12 protein-coding genes are annotated in these 17652 nt (G+C 45.6%); 4 read left to right on the forward strand and 8 right to left on the reverse strand.

Features of this window, described 5'->3' with window-relative positions:
• Positions 1-90: 90 nt before the first annotated feature.
• The 5 genes from QT994_RS04170 to QT994_RS04190 all read right to left on the reverse strand — a co-directional run bounded on the left by QT994_RS04170 (position 91) and on the right by QT994_RS04190 (position 7196).
• Positions 91-1215, reverse strand: coding sequence for a THUMP domain-containing protein (locus tag QT994_RS04170; RefSeq protein ID WP_333172016.1), 1125 nt, complete (start codon positions 1213-1215; stop codon positions 91-93).
• Between the two features lie 232 nt (positions 1216-1447).
• Positions 1448-2794, reverse strand: coding sequence for a TldD/PmbA family protein (locus tag QT994_RS04175; RefSeq protein ID WP_333172017.1), 1347 nt, complete (start codon positions 2792-2794; stop codon positions 1448-1450).
• 126 nt (positions 2795-2920) lie between these two features.
• Positions 2921-4399, reverse strand: coding sequence for a TldD/PmbA family protein (locus QT994_RS04180; protein ID WP_333172019.1), 1479 nt, complete (start codon positions 4397-4399; stop codon positions 2921-2923).
• 205 nt (positions 4400-4604) lie between these two features.
• On the reverse strand, positions 4605-5909 hold the full coding sequence (locus QT994_RS04185; RefSeq protein ID WP_333172021.1) for an aspartate aminotransferase family protein: 1305 nt from the start codon (positions 5907-5909) through the stop codon (positions 4605-4607).
• A 249-nt stretch (positions 5910-6158) separates the two neighbouring features.
• Positions 6159-7196: an adenosine deaminase gene (locus tag QT994_RS04190; RefSeq protein WP_333172023.1), complete on the reverse strand. Its 1038-nt coding sequence runs from the start codon at positions 7194-7196 to the stop codon at positions 6159-6161.
• A gap of 255 nt (positions 7197-7451) precedes the next feature.
• Between QT994_RS04190 and QT994_RS04195 the strand changes: the two genes are divergently transcribed.
• The 4 genes from QT994_RS04195 (at position 7452) to QT994_RS04210 (ending at position 13770) form a co-directional block, all read left to right on the forward strand.
• Positions 7452-8780 carry an adenylosuccinate synthase gene (locus QT994_RS04195; RefSeq protein ID WP_333172024.1) on the forward strand — a complete coding sequence of 443 codons (1329 nt, stop codon included), beginning with the start codon at positions 7452-7454 and terminating at the stop codon, positions 8778-8780.
• Between the two features lie 192 nt (positions 8781-8972).
• The gene (locus QT994_RS04200; protein ID WP_333172026.1) at positions 8973-9578 is read left to right on the forward strand and encodes a 50S ribosomal protein L25/general stress protein Ctc; all 606 of its coding nucleotides are present in this window, start codon (positions 8973-8975) and stop codon (positions 9576-9578) included.
• Between the two features lie 467 nt (positions 9579-10045).
• Complete coding sequence (locus QT994_RS04205) at positions 10046-12751, forward strand: tetratricopeptide repeat protein (RefSeq protein ID WP_333172028.1); 2706 nt, start codon at positions 10046-10048, stop codon at positions 12749-12751.
• A 95-nt stretch (positions 12752-12846) separates the two neighbouring features.
• The gene (locus QT994_RS04210; protein ID WP_333172030.1) at positions 12847-13770 is read left to right on the forward strand and encodes a methyltransferase domain-containing protein; all 924 of its coding nucleotides are present in this window, start codon (positions 12847-12849) and stop codon (positions 13768-13770) included.
• Between the two features lie 33 nt (positions 13771-13803).
• On the opposite strand, the gene QT994_RS04215 is transcribed toward QT994_RS04210, so the two are convergent.
• The 3 genes from QT994_RS04215 to QT994_RS04225 all read right to left on the reverse strand — a co-directional run bounded on the left by QT994_RS04215 (position 13804) and on the right by QT994_RS04225 (position 17644).
• A complete protein-coding gene (locus QT994_RS04215; protein WP_333172032.1) occupies positions 13804-15024 on the reverse strand; it encodes a glycosyltransferase in 1221 nt (406 codons plus the stop codon).
• A 43-nt stretch (positions 15025-15067) separates the two neighbouring features.
• Complete coding sequence (locus tag QT994_RS04220; RefSeq protein WP_333172034.1) at positions 15068-16321, reverse strand: glycosyltransferase; 1254 nt, start codon at positions 16319-16321, stop codon at positions 15068-15070.
• A gap of 66 nt (positions 16322-16387) precedes the next feature.
• Complete coding sequence (locus tag QT994_RS04225) at positions 16388-17644, reverse strand: glycosyltransferase (protein WP_333172036.1); 1257 nt, start codon at positions 17642-17644, stop codon at positions 16388-16390.
• Positions 17645-17652 lie beyond the last annotated feature (8 nt).

Here is a 17652-nt window from a genome sequence, read left to right on the forward strand (position 1 = left end):
CTCTCTGCCTTGTCACCTATCTTCTGCTTTCTTGCTTCTCCACTTTTGTAGTAGCTTCCTCATTACCGCTATTTTCCCTGCTCCGCTCCCCTAATACAGTTCATACTTGAGCAAAGTACACGGAATCGATCCATTAAAAACCGGAATTCGCCGCGATGTCCTGAGTCCCACCTTTTTACCCAACTCCTTATTTCCAGTCAAAATAAACGCATTCCAACCTTTAAAACGATTCTTGAAAATATCGCCCAACATCTTGTACAAATCTCCTAATTCGCTAGCATCTCCCAGGCGCTCTCCGTAGGGAGGGTTGCAAATCAGAACGCCTCTGTCTGCGGGTGCTTCCAACTGAGATAACTCGGTTTGAGCAAACTGAATCTTACCGGAAATACCAGCTTGCTGCGCGTTCGTGCGAGCTTGAGTTAACATATCGGAATCGCGATCGCACCCTGCAATCACCTCTTTAAGTTCCGGTAATTCGCTGTTTTCCGCTTCGGCCCACAATTTATCCCACAAAGGTTCGTCAAAATCCCGCCAACTCATAAATCCAAACTTTTCTCGAAACAATCCCGGTGCAATATTCAAGCCCTTTAACGTCGCTTCCAAAGGCAAAGTCCCAGAACCGCACATCGGGTCTAAAAACGGCAAATCAGGCGTCCATTCTGCCATCTCCAACAAAGCCGCAGCTAGGGTTTCTTTGAGGGGAGCAAGCCCCATCGCCGGTCGATATCCCCGGCGGTGCAAACTGCCGCCAGAACTGTCTAAACTTAAAATAGCTCTATCTTGATGGATGTGAATGTTAATTAGCAAATCGGGATTCTCTACATCGACATTAGAACGCTTGGTAAATTGAAGGCGCTGTTGGTCGGCGATCGCATTTTTGACCTGCAAAGCTGTAAAGTGAGTGTGGTTCAAATTTTCGTTGCCACCGGTGCAGTTTACTGCTAAAGTATTGTCGGGATCTAAGTATTCATCCCAAGGGATTTTTTGCACTTCGCGGTAGAGCATATCCGAGTTGTAACACCGGAATTCGGCGATCGGCATTAGCACTCTAAAAATTATTCTCGACCACAGATTGACGCGGTACAATAAAGCGCGATCGCCCGCAAAGTAAACCCCTGTAAAATCTGGCTTAACATCCTGGGCCCCTAAACGTTCTAATTCTTGGGCGGCAATAGTTTCTAAACCACGCGCAACTGTAGCAAAATATTGATTCATTGATAATTGGTAATTGCTTTTTCTCGATCGCTCTAAATTAGATAGTAGCTGGTTTAAATCCTAACTATCACAAACAATACTCTACCTTAAGCTAGATGCCTCGGTAAAAAAATTACTAATTTTCCGAACAGCTTTGTCAACAGGCGATCGCCCAAACCCGCACCCAATCTACCTTATCGGCACGAAAACTAACGCCCAGAGGGTGCGCCTCCGTGCACCTCACTGCTGCAACTCACAAACTGTCAGTAATACTCGTGAAATTAAAAGCTTTCACGCGCACTCCGGGCACGACACTACCGCCGTAACGCTTCACCGCACTAACTGCATCCACATCGCGCAACATATCAGGTAAAACTTGATTGAAACGCAGGTTTTTAATCGGGTAAGCAATTTTGCCATCCTCAATCCAAAAAGTACCGTCGCGAGTCATTCCCGTTACTTCCAATGTTTTCGGATTAACGTAGCGCACGTACCAAGCTCGACTGACGAAAATTCCTCGCTCGGTTTGAGCAACTAAATCTGCTAAACTTTGGTCGGAACCTGTCATTACGATCGGGTAATAAGCACCTTTTGCCTCTTTGCCTTTTTGTGCGGCCCAGTAGCGGGAATAAGACAAACTTTGAGGGACGCCATCTTTGATGATTTCCAAATAGTTATTGCTCAATCCGTCGCCGAAAAAAGTATTCGATCGCAACAAAGGATGAGCCGGATCGCGCTGCACTTGCACTAACGGGCTAAAAAGTTGTTCCCCCGCACGGTTTCCCGCTGGTTTTCCCTCTGCATCGGCGATCGACATAAACGATCGCCCCTCATCCGCCGCCCTCGCATCCAGCCCCCAAATCACCCACGGTAGCAAGCCCGCAAAAGCAGCACCGTCAAAGATTACCGGATAAACGCCGGGAGTGATGGGGCGCGGGTTGCGAGAAGCGATCGCCCGATCGAGCACTTGTTCCGCTAATTGGGCGATCGGCAATTCGTTGATACTCCAAGCAGTGCTCTGAGCCCAACTAGAACCGTCTTCAACGCGAGCAGTAAAGCTGAAATCCGCTTTTGTAGACTGGTTGCAGGCGCGGAGTCCGGTTGACGAGGCGATCGCGTACAGCGACGCCTCAGTGCTCAAAGTGCCCGAACCATGAGCGCCCCCCTGGGAGGATCTCGCGCACGCTTGCTGCACCATTTCGGCCCGTGCTAGAGGCGATACAGTTGCCGTTGCTGTGTCGAAGGCGGGCGATCGCAAATCGTAGGTTTGAGGCGGCAGCAGCGGCATCCATTCGGGGTCTGCCGGCGCAATTCGGGCCAATTCTTCCGATCGCTTGACTGCGGAGGCGATCGCATCTTCATCAAATTCTGTAACAGCAGCAGAGGCGCTTTTGTTACCGAAATAGCTAGTAATGCTCAGGCTAAATACAGTTTTGCTGATATTTTGGCTGATTTGGTTTTCCGAGAATCTCGAAAGAGATTCTTCGCCAGTAGAGAGACTTACAAATACTTCCTCTGCTTTGGATAATTTGACTGCTTTTTCTACTACCGATAAGGCTTGGTCTTCACTTAAACTTGCGGGCGATGTTGTTACAATCATGATTAGTAATTAGGCATTGGGAATTGGGCATTGCGAATTGGGTATTGCAAATTGGACATTGGGCATTGGGTATTCTTAGCAATTAACTAATAAACTAAGAACCGATGCCCCATGCCCCATGCCCTATTACCCAATTTGAATATCCCTCACTCGCACCGGCACACAAGCGTGAGTCATCTGAGCAACCTGCATCGGCTCGCCCTTTCCGCATATATTAGTACCGCACTGAACCAACTCCGAAGCTGGCCCAATCGCATCAATTTGATTCCAGAAATCAGTAGTCATCGCCTGATAAGTTACATCCTTCAACATACCGACAACTTTACCTTTTTCCACCTTCCAAAACGCATCACCGCCGAATTGAAAATTGCGCCGCTGCTGGTCAATCGAATAACTACCCATACCGTCGATTAAAATCCCGTCTTCCGTATCAGCAATCATCTCTGCCAAAGTAGCAGTATGACTGCCGCCATCCGGACCCGGCTCCAATCCCAAATTTGGAATTCTCACCATCGGCACGCTCGACCAACTGTCAGCGTAAGCAGAACCGTTGCTGCTACCGCGTCCGAGGCGATAAGCCGTCTCTCTGTCAGTGAGATAATCAACTAAAATTCCATCCTTGACAACGTACCACTCTTGTGATTTTACGCCCTCATCATCGTAACCCATTGTACCGCGGCCACCTGGTTGAGTGCGATCGCACTTAAAATTCACCCAAGGTGCAGCGTATTGCAGTTTATTTAACTTATCAGTAGTAGCAAAGCTCGTGCCAGCAAAATTAGATTCGTACCCGTAAACCCGGTCTAATTCAGTTGGATGTCCTACAGATTCGTGGATTGTCAAATACAAATTTGTCGGCTGGAGAATCAGGGATTTGCAAATACCAGCAGGGATTTTGGGAGCGCGGACTTTCTCAATAGCTTCGGCGGCCACTCTTTCGACTTGACTCAACAAATCATCGGGATTAATATGTTCGTAACCGATATTAAGTGGAGGGCGTTCGTAACTGCGACTTTGGGCATCGCCGCCCGCAATTGCCGTACAGCCAAAACCCGGATAGCTGCGGTAGATTGTTTGTTCGATTAGCGAGCCTTCTGTGGAAGCAAAAACCTTGTCTTCGCGGCTTGACTGCAAAAAAGAAGAAGCTTTTTTGATGCCTTGTGCCCCGTGTGCTAGTAGCTTCTCGTTGATAGTTAGCAGCAGTTCAGCTTTGTCAGCAACTGGTACAGAAAAAGGGTCAATGGCGATCGGAGTAATGTAGGTATCAACATATTTTTCGACAGGCACCAACTGCACCGGTTCCTTCTGAGTCAAGCGGCTGCCTTTAGCGATTTCTACAGCCAAAGCGACTATTCTTGCAACCTCTGCAGGTGTTTTGCTGTGACTGGCGGCAAACCCCCAAGCGCCGTCTAGAAGCACTCGCACGCCAAAACCGGAACTTACATTATCGGACAGTTGACTTAAAGATCGATCGCGCGCGTAAAGATTCTGCCTTCGGTAACTGCAAAAACGCACATCACCGTACTCGCAACCTGTTTTCCGAATCAAATCTACAGCTAAATTTGCTAACTCGTTAGCAGATATTTTTGCAGTTAATTGCACCATAGTTATGCGTCATTCGTCGTTAGTTGTTAATTATTATAGCGCTTTTTAATTATTTGAACGAACCGCGAAGACGCAAAGAGCGCGAAGGAATAAAAGAGAGAGGTTTTTCTCCTTTTCAACTAGAGTCTTTACCTGAAAACATCTACCTATCTTCTTCTTCTTGCTATTCCTTCGCGTTTTTCGCGCTTTCGCGGTTCGTTAAATCCTACTCCATCTCCTGCAAAACCCCTGTCAAAATTTCCACAATGCGATCGATATGTTCCTTCTCAATAATCAGCGGCGGCGACAAAGCAATAATATCACCCGTAGTCCGAATCAGCAACCCTTTTTCATAGCACTGCAAGAAACAATCAAAAGCCCGTTTACCCTGCTTCCCAGGGATAGATTCCAACTCAATTCCCGCCACAAGCCCCAGATTGCGAACATCAATTACGTGCCGCACCCCCTTCAAGGAATGCACCGCATCTTCCCAGTAACCAGCCATCTTATCGGCTCGTTCAAATAACCTTTCTTCCTCATAAATATCCAGCGTCGCCAAAGCAGCCGCACAAGCCAGAGGATGACCAGAATAAGTATAACCGTGAAAAAGCTCGATCGCATTTTCAGGAGCATTCATAAAAGCATCATAAATCCCCTCTTTCACAAACACCGCTCCCATCGGCACCGTACCGTTAGTTATCCCTTTCGCCGCCGTCACAATATCGGGAACCACCCCAAAATATTCCGTTGCAAAACTCGAACCTAAACGCCCGAATCCGGTAATTACCTCATCAAAAATCAGCAGAATTCCGTATTTGTCGCAAATCGCCCGCAGCCGCTCCAAATAACCTTTCGGCGGAATCAAAACCCCCGTTGAACCAGCCACCGGTTCCACAATTACCGCTGCAATATTAGACGCATCGTGCAAAGCGACAATCCGCTCCAGTTCATCGGCCAAATGCGCTCCCCATTCCGGTTGTTTGCGGCTGAAAGCATTGTGTTCGAGATTGTGAGTGTGAGGCAAATGATCGACTCCCGTTAGCAAACTGCCAAAAAACTTGCGGTTTGTACCGATACCGCCGACAGAAATTCCCCCGAAACCAACGCCGTGATAACCGCGTTCCCTCCCGATCAATCTTTGGCGAGTTCCTTCACCTTTCACCCGGTGATAAGCAATCGCAATTTTTAACGCTGTTTCTACAGATTCCGAACCCGAATTAGTAAAGAAAACGCGATCAAAATTGCCCGGAATCATCTTTACCAAACGTTCCGCTAATTCAAAAGCGCCCGGATGTCCCATCTGAAAAGCCGGGGAGTAATCCAAACGCAAAACCTGCTGTTTAACTGCTTCGGCAATTGTCTCGCGGGCGTGCCCTGCATTCACGCACCAAAGCCCCGCAGTACCATCTAAAATTGAGCGGTTATCATCGCTTGTAAAGTGCATATCTTTGGCAGAAACCAACATTCGCGGATTCGCTTTAAACTGTCGGTTGGCAGTGAAGGGCATCCAGTAAGCGTCCATATTTGTCATCGTTTTTTTATCTTTTTATATTGATGATTCTGCCTTTTAACTATAACTTGCTAGCGATTGTAGAGCGTTCGACAGTTATTATAATTTTACAAATACCTTTTTTAAACGAGCCGCGAAGACGCAAAGAGCGCGAAGGAAGAGAAGAAAGAGCTTTTTCTCATTTCCAAGTAGAGTCTTTACCTGAAAACATTTGCCTATGTTCCTCTTTATCTTCCTTCGCCCCTTCGCGGTTCATTAAATAAATATTCTTTAATTAACGATCGCCCCCACAGACTCATGCTGCAACAAACCGGTCAGCATTTTCACAGGCCGCTCCCCGTAGGGCCACGCGAAAGCATGGCGGAAAGCGGCCTCTTGACACGCTTGCAACTGCCGAAAATCAATGATATCCAAAGTTAACAAATTCTCGTACTCGAAAGGCAATCGCACGTTGTGCAATCCCGCGTTGTCGGTGCAAATGGCAATATCGACACCAGCTTCAAAACATCGATCAAACACAACCTTCAATTCGCGCATATCCTGCAACGTCCCTGTTTTGAGATAGGTAGTCGGGCAAACCTCCAAGCATTGACCCCTGCGCGCGACTTCTGGCAGCAGTTCGGGATATTTTAATGGAATTTGAATCCCGTGGCCGATACGCATCAGATAGGGCAAAAGTTCGGGATAACAGCCAGAGGTAGTTTCGTAGAGGTGGCCGGTAGTTTTGATGCCGATCGACCTCGCGTACTGGTACAATCCGACAAACTCCTCCAAACGCTCGCCAATACAATCATCGCCGCCAGCTATATCGATCGCACAAACATATTCTCCCATTTGCGCCGCCAAATCTACGATCGCCCGATTCACCTCATAGGGTAAACGCGAGTGCATACACAAAATTTGGCTGGTAACAATCGGACAATCGCTAATTTGACTTGCCTTGCCCACAACCTGTACAATTTCTGCCATCAAATCAATGCGTTCTGACTGATTCAAATGTTCTGGAGTCCGCAAATAAGGCGTATAGCGCAACTCCAAATAAGCCAGATTTTCAAACACGTAAGCCCCCCGCATCAACCGATAGATGAAATAAGGCAAAGTCTCAACAGTTTGAACGCTTTCTACCAGCGTGTGCAGTTCCAAATACTCATTGAGAGTATTGCGCGGACGAGTGTAAAACTCCTCAAACTCCGAGTATTCTTGAAATCGATTAACCATCTCAGCATTGTGGCGATCGAAATACCGCCACAGCACCCTAGGAACGACAGAACCACCCAGATGGCGGTGCAACTCAGCGTGTAAACTCATGGCAACAAAGCCTCTATTTTCTCAATGTTAACAAAAATTAATTTGACCGAAAACAATGGGGTCTGTTGCCCCCGGACTCGTCTGTGGATCGGCTCTCACTCATTTGCGTATCCGATCGACCTGTGAACCGATGTATCCGTTGCGTAGCCTCTAAAATCTCAAATCCCAAATCTAAAATCTAAAATTGATTGACATTTAGGACGCATTCATAGATAATCGGAGATTGTGTCAACCTGAACTGAACGCGAGAAACCCTTGGCTAACGTAGTTGTGATCGGCGCCCAGTGGGGCGATGAAGGAAAAGGCAAAATTACCGATTTGCTCAGCAAATCCGCAGATATCGTTGTCCGCTACCAAGGGGGCGTCAACGCCGGTCACACCGTGGTAGTAAACGGTCAGACTTTTAAGCTGCACTTAATTCCGTCCGGGATTCTCTACCCTGATAAAGAGTGTATTATCGGCTGTGGCACGGTCATCGACCCTAAAGTTTTAATTGCAGAGTTAGATCAGCTAGAGGCACTGAATATTTCGACGGCCTCCCTGATGATTTCGGAGACTGCTCACGTCACGATGCCCTATCATCGATTAATTGATGTAGCATCGGAAACGCAGCGGGGAAATTATAAAATCGGGACGACGGGACGCGGCATCGGCCCTACTTACGCCGACAAGTCGGAACGTACCGGCATTCGGATGCTCGATTTAATGGACTTGGATGGGTTGCAAGAACAACTGGAATGGACTATTAATTGTAAAAATGTCCTTCTCGAAAAACTCTACAATTTGCCGCCTTTAAATCCGCAAGACGTAATTGATGAATATCGAGTTTATGCGGAACGTTTGCGGCCTCACGTAGTAGATAGTTCTCTGAAGATTTATGAGGGAATTCACAAGCGGAAAAATATTCTGTTTGAAGGCGCGCAAGGCACTTTATTAGACTTAGATCACGGTACTTATCCTTACGTTACTTCGAGCAATCCCATCGCTGGTGGGGCTTGTGTGGGAACCGGAGTCGGCCCAACAGCGATCGATCGCGTAATTGGCGTAGCAAAAGCTTATACAACCCGCGTCGGAGAAGGCCCCTTCCCTACCGAAATGGTAGATGGAATAGGAGCAGTTTTGGGCGAGAGAGGTGCAGAATTCGGCACGACAACCGGCCGCAAACGCCGTTGCGGTTGGTTCGACGCAGTAATCGGCCGCTACGCAGTCCGCATCAACGGCCTTGACTGTCTGGCAATTACCAAACTAGATGTTTTGGATGAATTAGAAGAAATAAAAGTTTGCGTTGCTTACGAAATTGACGGCGAAAAATGTGTTGATTTCCCGAAAAGTTCCCGAATCTTTACTCGGTGCAAACCTATTTACGAAACCCTTCCCGGTTGGAAACAGTCTACGGAAGAGTGCCGGAATTTGGAAGATTTACCGCCGCAAGCATTGGATTATCTGAAGTTTTTGGCAGATTTGATGGAAGTGCCGATCGCAATTGTTTCTCTCGGTGCGAGCCGCGACCAAACTATTATTGTAGAAGACCCGATTCACGGCCCGAAACGCGCTTTGCTCTCTGCTGACGGTACGCCAGCCTAACCATTTTAGATTTTAGATTGGGAAAGAGTGATGGGGAGATTGGGAAAGTTGGAGAGGCCGAAATTCCGAGAATAGCCCAATTCCCAATTCCCAACTCCCAATTTTTATCAAATATTCAGCGAATTTAATTAAGGTCGATCGCTGTAGCATAAATTTGATAAAATGTGAAAACAATCAGCAGAAAGTCATAAAATGGAACTCGCAGTAGAATGTCAAAAGCGGGCCGAAGGCAGTAAACCTAACGCCCTCCGCCGCTCTGGATTGATTCCCGCCGTCCTCTACGGTCACAAAGGATCTGAATCCATTTCCCTTACCATCAAAGCCAAAACAGTTGAACACCTGCTCAAAAAGCACGTAGTCAACAATACCCTAATTGACCTCAGCATTCCCGATCTATCTTGGAGCGGAAAAACCTTACTGCGCGAAGTTCAAGTTCATCCTTGGAAGGGCTATCCTTACCACCTGAGCTTTTTCTCCGTAGCAACTCAAGACAGCCTGGAAGTTGGAGTGTCGCTGAATTTTGTCGGCGAAGCTGTCGGCGTCAAGTTAGAAGGCGGCATCTTGGATACCGTGCTGACGCAACTAGCAGTTAAGTGCAAACCTGACAGCATTCCTGAATCCATAGAAGTAGATATTTCTAATTTAAAGGTTGGGGATGCGCTGCACATTAACGAATTAGTTTTGCCTGCGGGAGTGGTAGCTCTCGGCGAACCAGATCAGGTGGTTGTTACCGTGCTGGGAATTCAAGCAGGTTCTGAAGCCGAAGACGCAGAAGAAGAAGCAGCCGCAGCAGCTTAATTAGTAATTGCTAATAGTTGTTAACTAATGGTTGAAAAAAAGGGCGATCGCTTTCTCCCAAAAGGGCGATCGTTTTTTGCTAAAAAGGATATTCTCGTTTGGGTTCGATCGCACATTTTGCACTGCTTGTAATATTTTTTTAGGCCTGTTCCCTTGCCAAGCCCACAAGAAAGCATCCCACAAGCAAGAATCGGCAGTGTTTACTTTTTTTTACAAAACGGGCGATCGACTAGCAGCTAAAAAAGTCGGAACTGGCGCGCAAATCCGCCAGAAACTGTGCTGATTCTTACATATTTAGCCGTAAAATCAAAAAATCAGCCGAGAATCCCGGTTCCTCGCCAGCAGCGGGAATCAAAAAAATTAAGAATTAGGGGAACAAGCCCGCTACTGTTAGTGTCAAACGCGAGTATAATTGTGAAACGTTTTGACTACCATATTTAATTCCTGCCTCTGGAGCCGCCGCCCATATGCCATCAACAGTGAATACAGAATCAACAGCGGTTCAATTTAACCAACAGGGAGAAACATACTTATCCCAAGGAAAAATAGAAGAAGCCATCGCCTCCTGCGAGCAAGCCTTAAAGATTCACCCCAATTTTGCACCAGCTTACAAGACTTTGGGTAACGCGCTACAAGCTCAAGGCAGGATGGAAGAGGCGCGGCACTGGTACGCAAAAGCGATTGAAATAGAACCGAATTTTGCGGAAGTATACGCGAATTTGGGCAGCCTGAGCGCGCAGCAGCAAAAATGGCAGGAGGCGATCGGATTTTATCAAAAGGCGATCGCGATTAAGCCGAATTTCGCGGGAGTGTACCGGAATTTAGCAAAAGTATTCGGACAAATTAGCAAACCGGAAGAAGCCCAGCAGTGCTGGTATCAAGCATTTAGTTTGGAACCGGAAAAAGTAGCGCCTGGGGAACACTTGAATATGGGCGACGCTTTTTTTCGGCAGGAAAAATTCCCTGAAGCGATCGCTTGTTACGATCGCGCCATAAAATTAAATCCTAATGTGGCGACTGCTTACCAAAATTTGGGCGAAGCGCTCAAAAAACAAGGCAAGTTAGAGGAAGCGACAGCATATTATCGCAAAGCTATTGAACTGAACGCAGCTAATGCCAGAAATGGCAGCGAGGGAGAGCAAACTTTGGCGGGTGCAACTGCGAAAAACGGTGCAGCAGTCAAGCAGCAGCCCGCAGCAACCGCAGTTAATCAGCCATTGCAGCCTCCAGTTAAGCCGCCAGTTCAGCAGGCAGTTAATTCTACAATTAATATAGAAGATCCAGAAGCATACAAAATACTGGCAGAAGGCTATTTTGCTCAGGGTAAATTGGAACAGGCGATTGCAGCTTGTAAGAAGGCGCTGCAAATTAAGCCGGAAGCGCCGCTTTACAAAATGCTGGGCAACGCGCTGCAAGCTGGCGGGAAAATTGATGAAGCTAAAAGTTGCTATGTCAAAGCAATAGAAATTAACCCTAATTTTGCCGAAGCTTATGCTAATTACGGCAGCATTTGCGCGCAGCAGGAACAGTGGCAACAAGCGGTTTCTGCTTACGAAAAGGCGATCGCCCTGAAACCGGATTTTGCCGGTGCTTTCCGCAATTTTGCGAAACTGTTGACGCAGTTAGGCAAGTCGGAGGAGGCGGCTGAGGCATGGTATCGGGCATTTGCGATCGACCCCAAGTCGGGTACCGCTGAGGAACACGAGAATTTAGCCAAAAATTTGATCGAGCAAGGTAAGGTAGATAAGGGAATTGAGTGTTACCGGCGCGCGGTTGAGTTGAACCCAAATGCTGGTGCAGCTTATCACGAATTGGGCGAAATTCTTAAGGGTCAAGAACAGTGGGAAGCGGCGGTAGATGCTTACACTAATGCCATTAGAAACAATCCTAATCTTTCTTGGTCGCACAACAATTTAGCGGAGTCGCTGGTTAAGTTGGAACGGTGGGAGGAAGCTGTAAATGCTTACCGCAATGCGATCGAATTAAATCCAGATTTTAGCTGGTCTCACAACAATTTAGCAGATGTGCTGGTTAAGTTGGAACGGTGGGAAGAAGCTGTAGAGTCTTACCGGAAAGCAACAGAGTTAAATCCTGATTTCAGTTGGTCGCACAACTATTTAGCAGACGCGCTGATTAAGCTGGGAAGGTGGGATGAGGCAATTTCGGCTTACCAAAGGTCGATCGAACTCAATCCCGACCATTTTTGGGCGCACAACAATTTAGCAGAAGCGCTAGTGAATTTGGAACGGTGGGATGAGGCGGTTGTTGCGTACCGGCGTGCTAACGAAGTTAATCCTAATTTCTTCTGGTCGCAGAGCAAGTTGGGCGACGTGCTGCTATCCATGGAAAGGTGGGAGGAAGCGATCGATGTTTATCGGCGCACGGCCGAGTTAAATCCTGATTTTCCGTGGACTTATTACAACCTGGCAACGGTTTTTGAGAAGCTGGAACGGTGGGATGAGTCGATCGCCGCTTACCGCCACGCTGCGGAGATTCAGGCGGATTTGCCGTGGCTTTCGCAAAAGTTGGCTGATGCTTTGAGGATGCGATCACAGTGGGATTTGAAGGAGGCGATGCGTTTGTACCGGCGGGCGATTCAGGAGAATCGTGATGACGTGCAGTTGTATCACAAGGCGCTGGAGATTGCCCCGAATGATGCTGACCTTTATGTTGAGTTGGCTAATGCTTTGGTGCGGCACAGTTGGCCGGATGGGGCGATCGTCTTTTATCAGATGGCGTTGCAGGTAAATCCCGAATGCGGTGAGGCGCAATTGCAGTTGGGGTTGCTTTTCGCTCAAAAGAATGATACAGAGCGGGCAATCGCTTGTTACCGGCGCGCTATTGAGGTTCAACCACATGAGTATAAACCTTACCAATTGTTAGGCGATGCTTTGAGTGCAAAAGGTCAGCGGGAGGAAGCGATGAACTGTTACCGTCGCGCGATCGAGTTAAAACCTGACGATCCGTATATCCACAACAATTTAGGGGATATGTTGCGCCATCAAGGAGATGTGGAAGGAGCGATCGCTTGTTACCGCCACGCCATAGAACTGAAGCCTGATTTCTCTTGGTTCCATTATAATTTAGGCGAAGTTTTGACTAAGAAAGGGCAAATTGATGAAGCGAGTTTTTGTTACCGTCACGCCTTAGAGTTAGAACCCAAGATTTTCTAATTTCTTGTGAAATTGAGCCTGTATTTCGTAAAGTAATACAGGCTAATAGAGCTTATTTGCCTTAAAATGATATCAACGAGATTAGAGGAACCACCATGAACCCTGAAGCAACTAAATCTTTGGAAGAATCCATTCAAAAGACTTTATCTACTCACGCTAAAAATGACAAAAGTTTTCTATGGATGGCATACAGGGTCATCTTTGATCGTCAATCAGATCCCGATGGATTAGATAGTTGGTTGGGCGAGCTCCGTGCAGGTGTGTCTCGAGCTGCTGTCATCAAAAAAATGATTGAATCAAAGGAATTTCAAGCACGCCTTCCAGGTGGTAATGGCGGAAACTCAATTCTTCATAAACTTCACAGTGCCAGAATGGAAATGGTCAAGACACTACTTCCACCTGCTAAAGTGGCGTTAGACTTAGGAGGTTATTCCGCCTCCGATCCAAAAGGAGCTTTGCTACAGCTAGGTTATTCTTATGTTCCAGAAAAACTTTACATACTAGACTTCCATCCCGATAAGATGATGTTTCCTGGACCTGAGTGGTCAAAACAGGTTAAGTACAAAGACTGCGAAATTAATTATGTCTATGGAAGTATGACTGACTTAAGTTTATTTGAAGACAATTCTTTCGATTTAATTTGGTCTGGAGAGTCAATAGAACACATCACTGTAGAAGATGCTGAAAAAGTTCTTTCAAAAGCATACAAACTATTAAAACCGGGCGGCAAGTTAGCTCTAGATACCCCTAACAGGCGAGCTACTAAGCTACAAGTTCCCGACGGTTACATACATCCCGAACACAAGCTTGAGTATTATCACAAAGATTTATGCGAACTATTAGAGAAGCATAACTTCAAAATAATTCAATCTAAGGGACTGATTGACCTCTCAAAGTCTATAGATACATCAAGTATGGAGCATTTCAACGAGGAATTTCTTAATAGTGAAAACCTCAACGATAATCCAGATAAATCCTATTGTTTTTACATATGCTGTATGCGAGGCGAAGATTCATAGAGTTTGAGGGGACTGAATGCTGTCAGCTCATCTTCAAAACAATTTGTGCGAGACTGGATGTTGCAAAATATCTAAATCTGTCTGAGCCTGTTTGGCCGCCTGTCTCCAAGCTTGAGCTTGGGATTCGTACCACTTTTTCTCTTCTATTGTCCTCATAATATATTCCAGGCGATGTCTAATTTTTTGACCGATCGCCTGGGGATTGAATAAAGACCTAATCTCCTTAGCGGCTCTCGCTCCTACTTCCTGTGCTTGTGGATAATTTTCAAAAACATACTGCATGAGCGAAACTGTATGATCAATATCCGGCTCAGCCCAGATACTACCTTTTGGGTAAAGTCCATAAGCTTCAGTAGTGGTCACTAGATCGTACTTTACCAAAAAACTATTGCCGACATTCATAAAATCGGTATTGGATGAATAGGCGGTAGCTATGACTGGCTTGCCGTAATACATTGCCTCCGCCATAGTCAAACCAAAACCCTCAGCCCGATGTAGCGATACATAGCAGTTACAATTATCTACTAAGGCATGAACCTCTTCCTTGCTCAAATGCCCTTCGATAAGTTGAATAGATGGCCAGTCTTCTGTCATCGCTTTTAGTTGAGCGTACTGATTTTGATAGTAAGGATGAGGTCTAAACTTAATAATCAGTAAAACATCTTCATTAGACTTCCCAAAAGCTTTTTTAAACGCCTCAATGGTAGCAAAAGGATTTTTTCGCTCAAAACCGCTGCCCATGTCGAACATGAACAGAAAAATAAATTTGTCTTTAGGTAATCCTAAAGCTTCTCTGCCCAATTCGTTGGGCGGCAAATAAATGCTAGGCGGTAATTTCACAACGGGAAGAGGCGAGACATCGGAAATGGTTTCAGCGGTGTAATTACTGTAAGTCCACACCTCATCAAATCGATTAAAAGCTCCCATAAAAAAATCTGGAAATACCGGAAGTTCCCAAATCCAAAAACCAATATTATAGCGATTATTAAAAAACTCAGGCTCGATACAATTCAACAAGGACTCGTGAGGGTTGGTATGGACGATATTAATCGGATAAGAGTAGTCGCTGGAAAAATTAGTGTATGTAGAATCTAAGTTGCGTTGGGAATCTTCTTTCAGATCCTTGATTGTGAAAGGAATGTTAGCTGCTTCTATGGCTCTGATTGTGCCTCGCACCCCCCCGCCCAAACCAAACTCGCCACTCACATGACCGATAATATTAACTCCAAACTTAAAATTTGTGTTATTGAACATGATTGAACTCCTAATCAAAAATATTTACAGTAAATCAAATGTGTCAAGTCTTAGTAAGCCTTTGGTATTGCGCTACTTCAGATTGAACTTGCTGTGTTGTCTGGCGCCAAACTTGGATTTGGGAGTGAGCCAAAGCCGTCTCTTGCTGCATCTGATGGATACGAGTTGACCAGTTTGTAGATTGGTTCATCCTGTTTCTAATGATTTCCAACCGATTTTTGATTTTGATGCCTTGAAGTTGAGGACTCAGTAAAGACTTGATTTCTTGAGCTGCTCTTGCTCCTACTTGTTGTGCTTCCTGGGGATTTTCAACCACATACTGCATTAATGATGCGGCATGATCTATATGGGGATCTGCCCAGTAATTACCTTTAAAGTAAGGCCCATAATCTTCTGCCAGCGTCACTATGTCATATTTTACTGGAAAACTATTGCCGACATTCATAAATTCCATATTAGATGAGTAGCCAGTCGCGATTACGGGTTTGCCGTAGTACATCGCTTCCGCCATTGTCAAACCAAAACCTTCTGCCCGGTGCAGGGAAACATAGGAGTCGCAATTGGCAACTAAAGCATGAAGTTCTTCTCTCTTTAAATGCCCATCTATAAAGTGAACTGGCCAGCCTGCTGCTTGCGCTTTGAGTTGGTCTCGCTCTTTGGGGAAAAAGTTGCCATTAGAAAACTTGAGTACCAGTAAGACATCTTCATTGGATTGAGCAAAAGCTCGCTTAAATGCCTCCAAAGTAGCAAAGGGATTTTTCCGACCTATTGTACTGTGGAAGTCAAACATGAATAAAAAAATAAATTTGTCTTGGGGTAATCCTAATGCTTCTCTCTCCAATGACGGTTCTGGAAATTCTAGGCTGGACATCATCTTAATCACAGGGACAGGAGATACGGGGGCGATCGCTTCAGCGCAGTAATTGCTATAAGTCCATATCTCGTCAAATAAAGAAAAAGCGTATAGCCACCCTGATGGAAATATCGGCAGTTCCCAAGCCCAGAAGCCAATATTGTATCGACCTTTAAAGCATTCGCGATCGACCATGTTGAAAACCATGGGTTCTGGCAGAGTGTGGATCAGGTTAATGGGATAGGGATTTTGCTCGGAAAAACTTGTGTAGCTGCTATCTAAATTTCGATGCCAATGTACCTTAATATCTTTCAGTGCAAACGGAATGCCAGCAGCTTCGATCGCTCTGAGAGTGGCCCTCGATCCTTCTCCCAGACCATATTCACCGCTCAGGTGACCAATAAAATTGATGCCGAAATTAGAATCTATTGTTTGATTTAACATGGTTCGTCTTTTACTTAAGAATTCTCTAGAATAATGCTTGAAAATTCAGCGCTATTATCGTTGAAATTAAGAGTATTTTGCTAACTCTTTTTGTACCTGTAATGCTGTCTGTCTCCAAACTTGGGCTTGGCGAGCCAATAGATCTCTTTCTGTCTGAAGTTCATGGAACCGATTTGACAACTGGGTATGATTGAGATGTGCCCTGATAAATTCAAGGCGATTTTTTATTTTTATACCTACAGCTTGAGGATTTAATAAAGACCTGATTTCCTTGGCTGCTTTTTTTCCTGTTTTCTGAGCTTCCTGATAATTCTCAAATACATACTGCATGAGAGACGCAGCATGAGCAATATCTGGTTCCGCCCAGACACTGCCTTTGGGGTAAGCTCCATAATCTTCACTTGTTGTCACCAGCTCGTATTTAACCGGAAAACTATTGCCAACATTCATAAATTCCATATTAGATGAATAGGCTGTGGCGATTACTGGTTTGCCGTAGTACATGGCTTCCGACATTGTTAAACCGAATCCTTCAGCCCGATGCAGAGAGACATAACAGTCACAACTATTAACCAAGCCGTGAATCTCTTCTTTTTTCAAATGCCCGTCTATAAACAGAAGAGATGACCAACCCTCAGCTAAATCAATTAGTTCCTGTCGCCGTTGCGGAAAAAGATGAGCATTGGCAAACTTGAGAACGAGTAAAACATCTGGATTAGATTTACCAAAAGCTCGTTTAAATGCCTCAACGGTGGCAAAGGGATTTTTTCGTTCAAAGGAACTACCAAAGTCAAACATGAAAAGAAAAATAAACTTATCTTTGGGTAAGTTTAGGTTTTGTCTTGTTAATAGAGGTTGCGGAAAGGCGAGGCTAACAGGAATTTTGAGTACAGGAACTTGGGAGACAGTCGCAAATGCTTCTGCACAAAAGTTACTGGTAGTCCAGATTTCATCAAATAAATCAAATGCCCACTGCCATTCAGAGGGAAATACGGGCAGTTCCCATAGCCAGACACCTATATTGTATTTGCCTTTGAAATATTCAGAACCAATGCCGGGAAAGTACCCGGCTAAAATCTGCTCAACCCAATTGGGGTTGGTTTGGACTATATTGATTGGATATGGATTGTCGTCGGAAAATTTTTTGTAGCTAGTATCGGAGTTTGGTAGCCAATCTATTTTTAGATCCTTAACTGCAAAGGGAATTCTGGCTGCTTCTAGGGCTCGGAGATTTCCTCTAGCTGCTTCCGCTAGCCCAAAATCACCGGTTATATGACCGGTTAAATTAACACCCAAAGAATTATTTAGTTGATGATTTAACATTGGTCTTG

Origin of the sequence: Microcoleus sp. S13_B4 (assembly GCF_036700885.1) — a bacterium.
Classification (GTDB): Bacteria; Cyanobacteriota; Cyanobacteriia; order Cyanobacteriales; family Microcoleaceae; genus Microcoleus.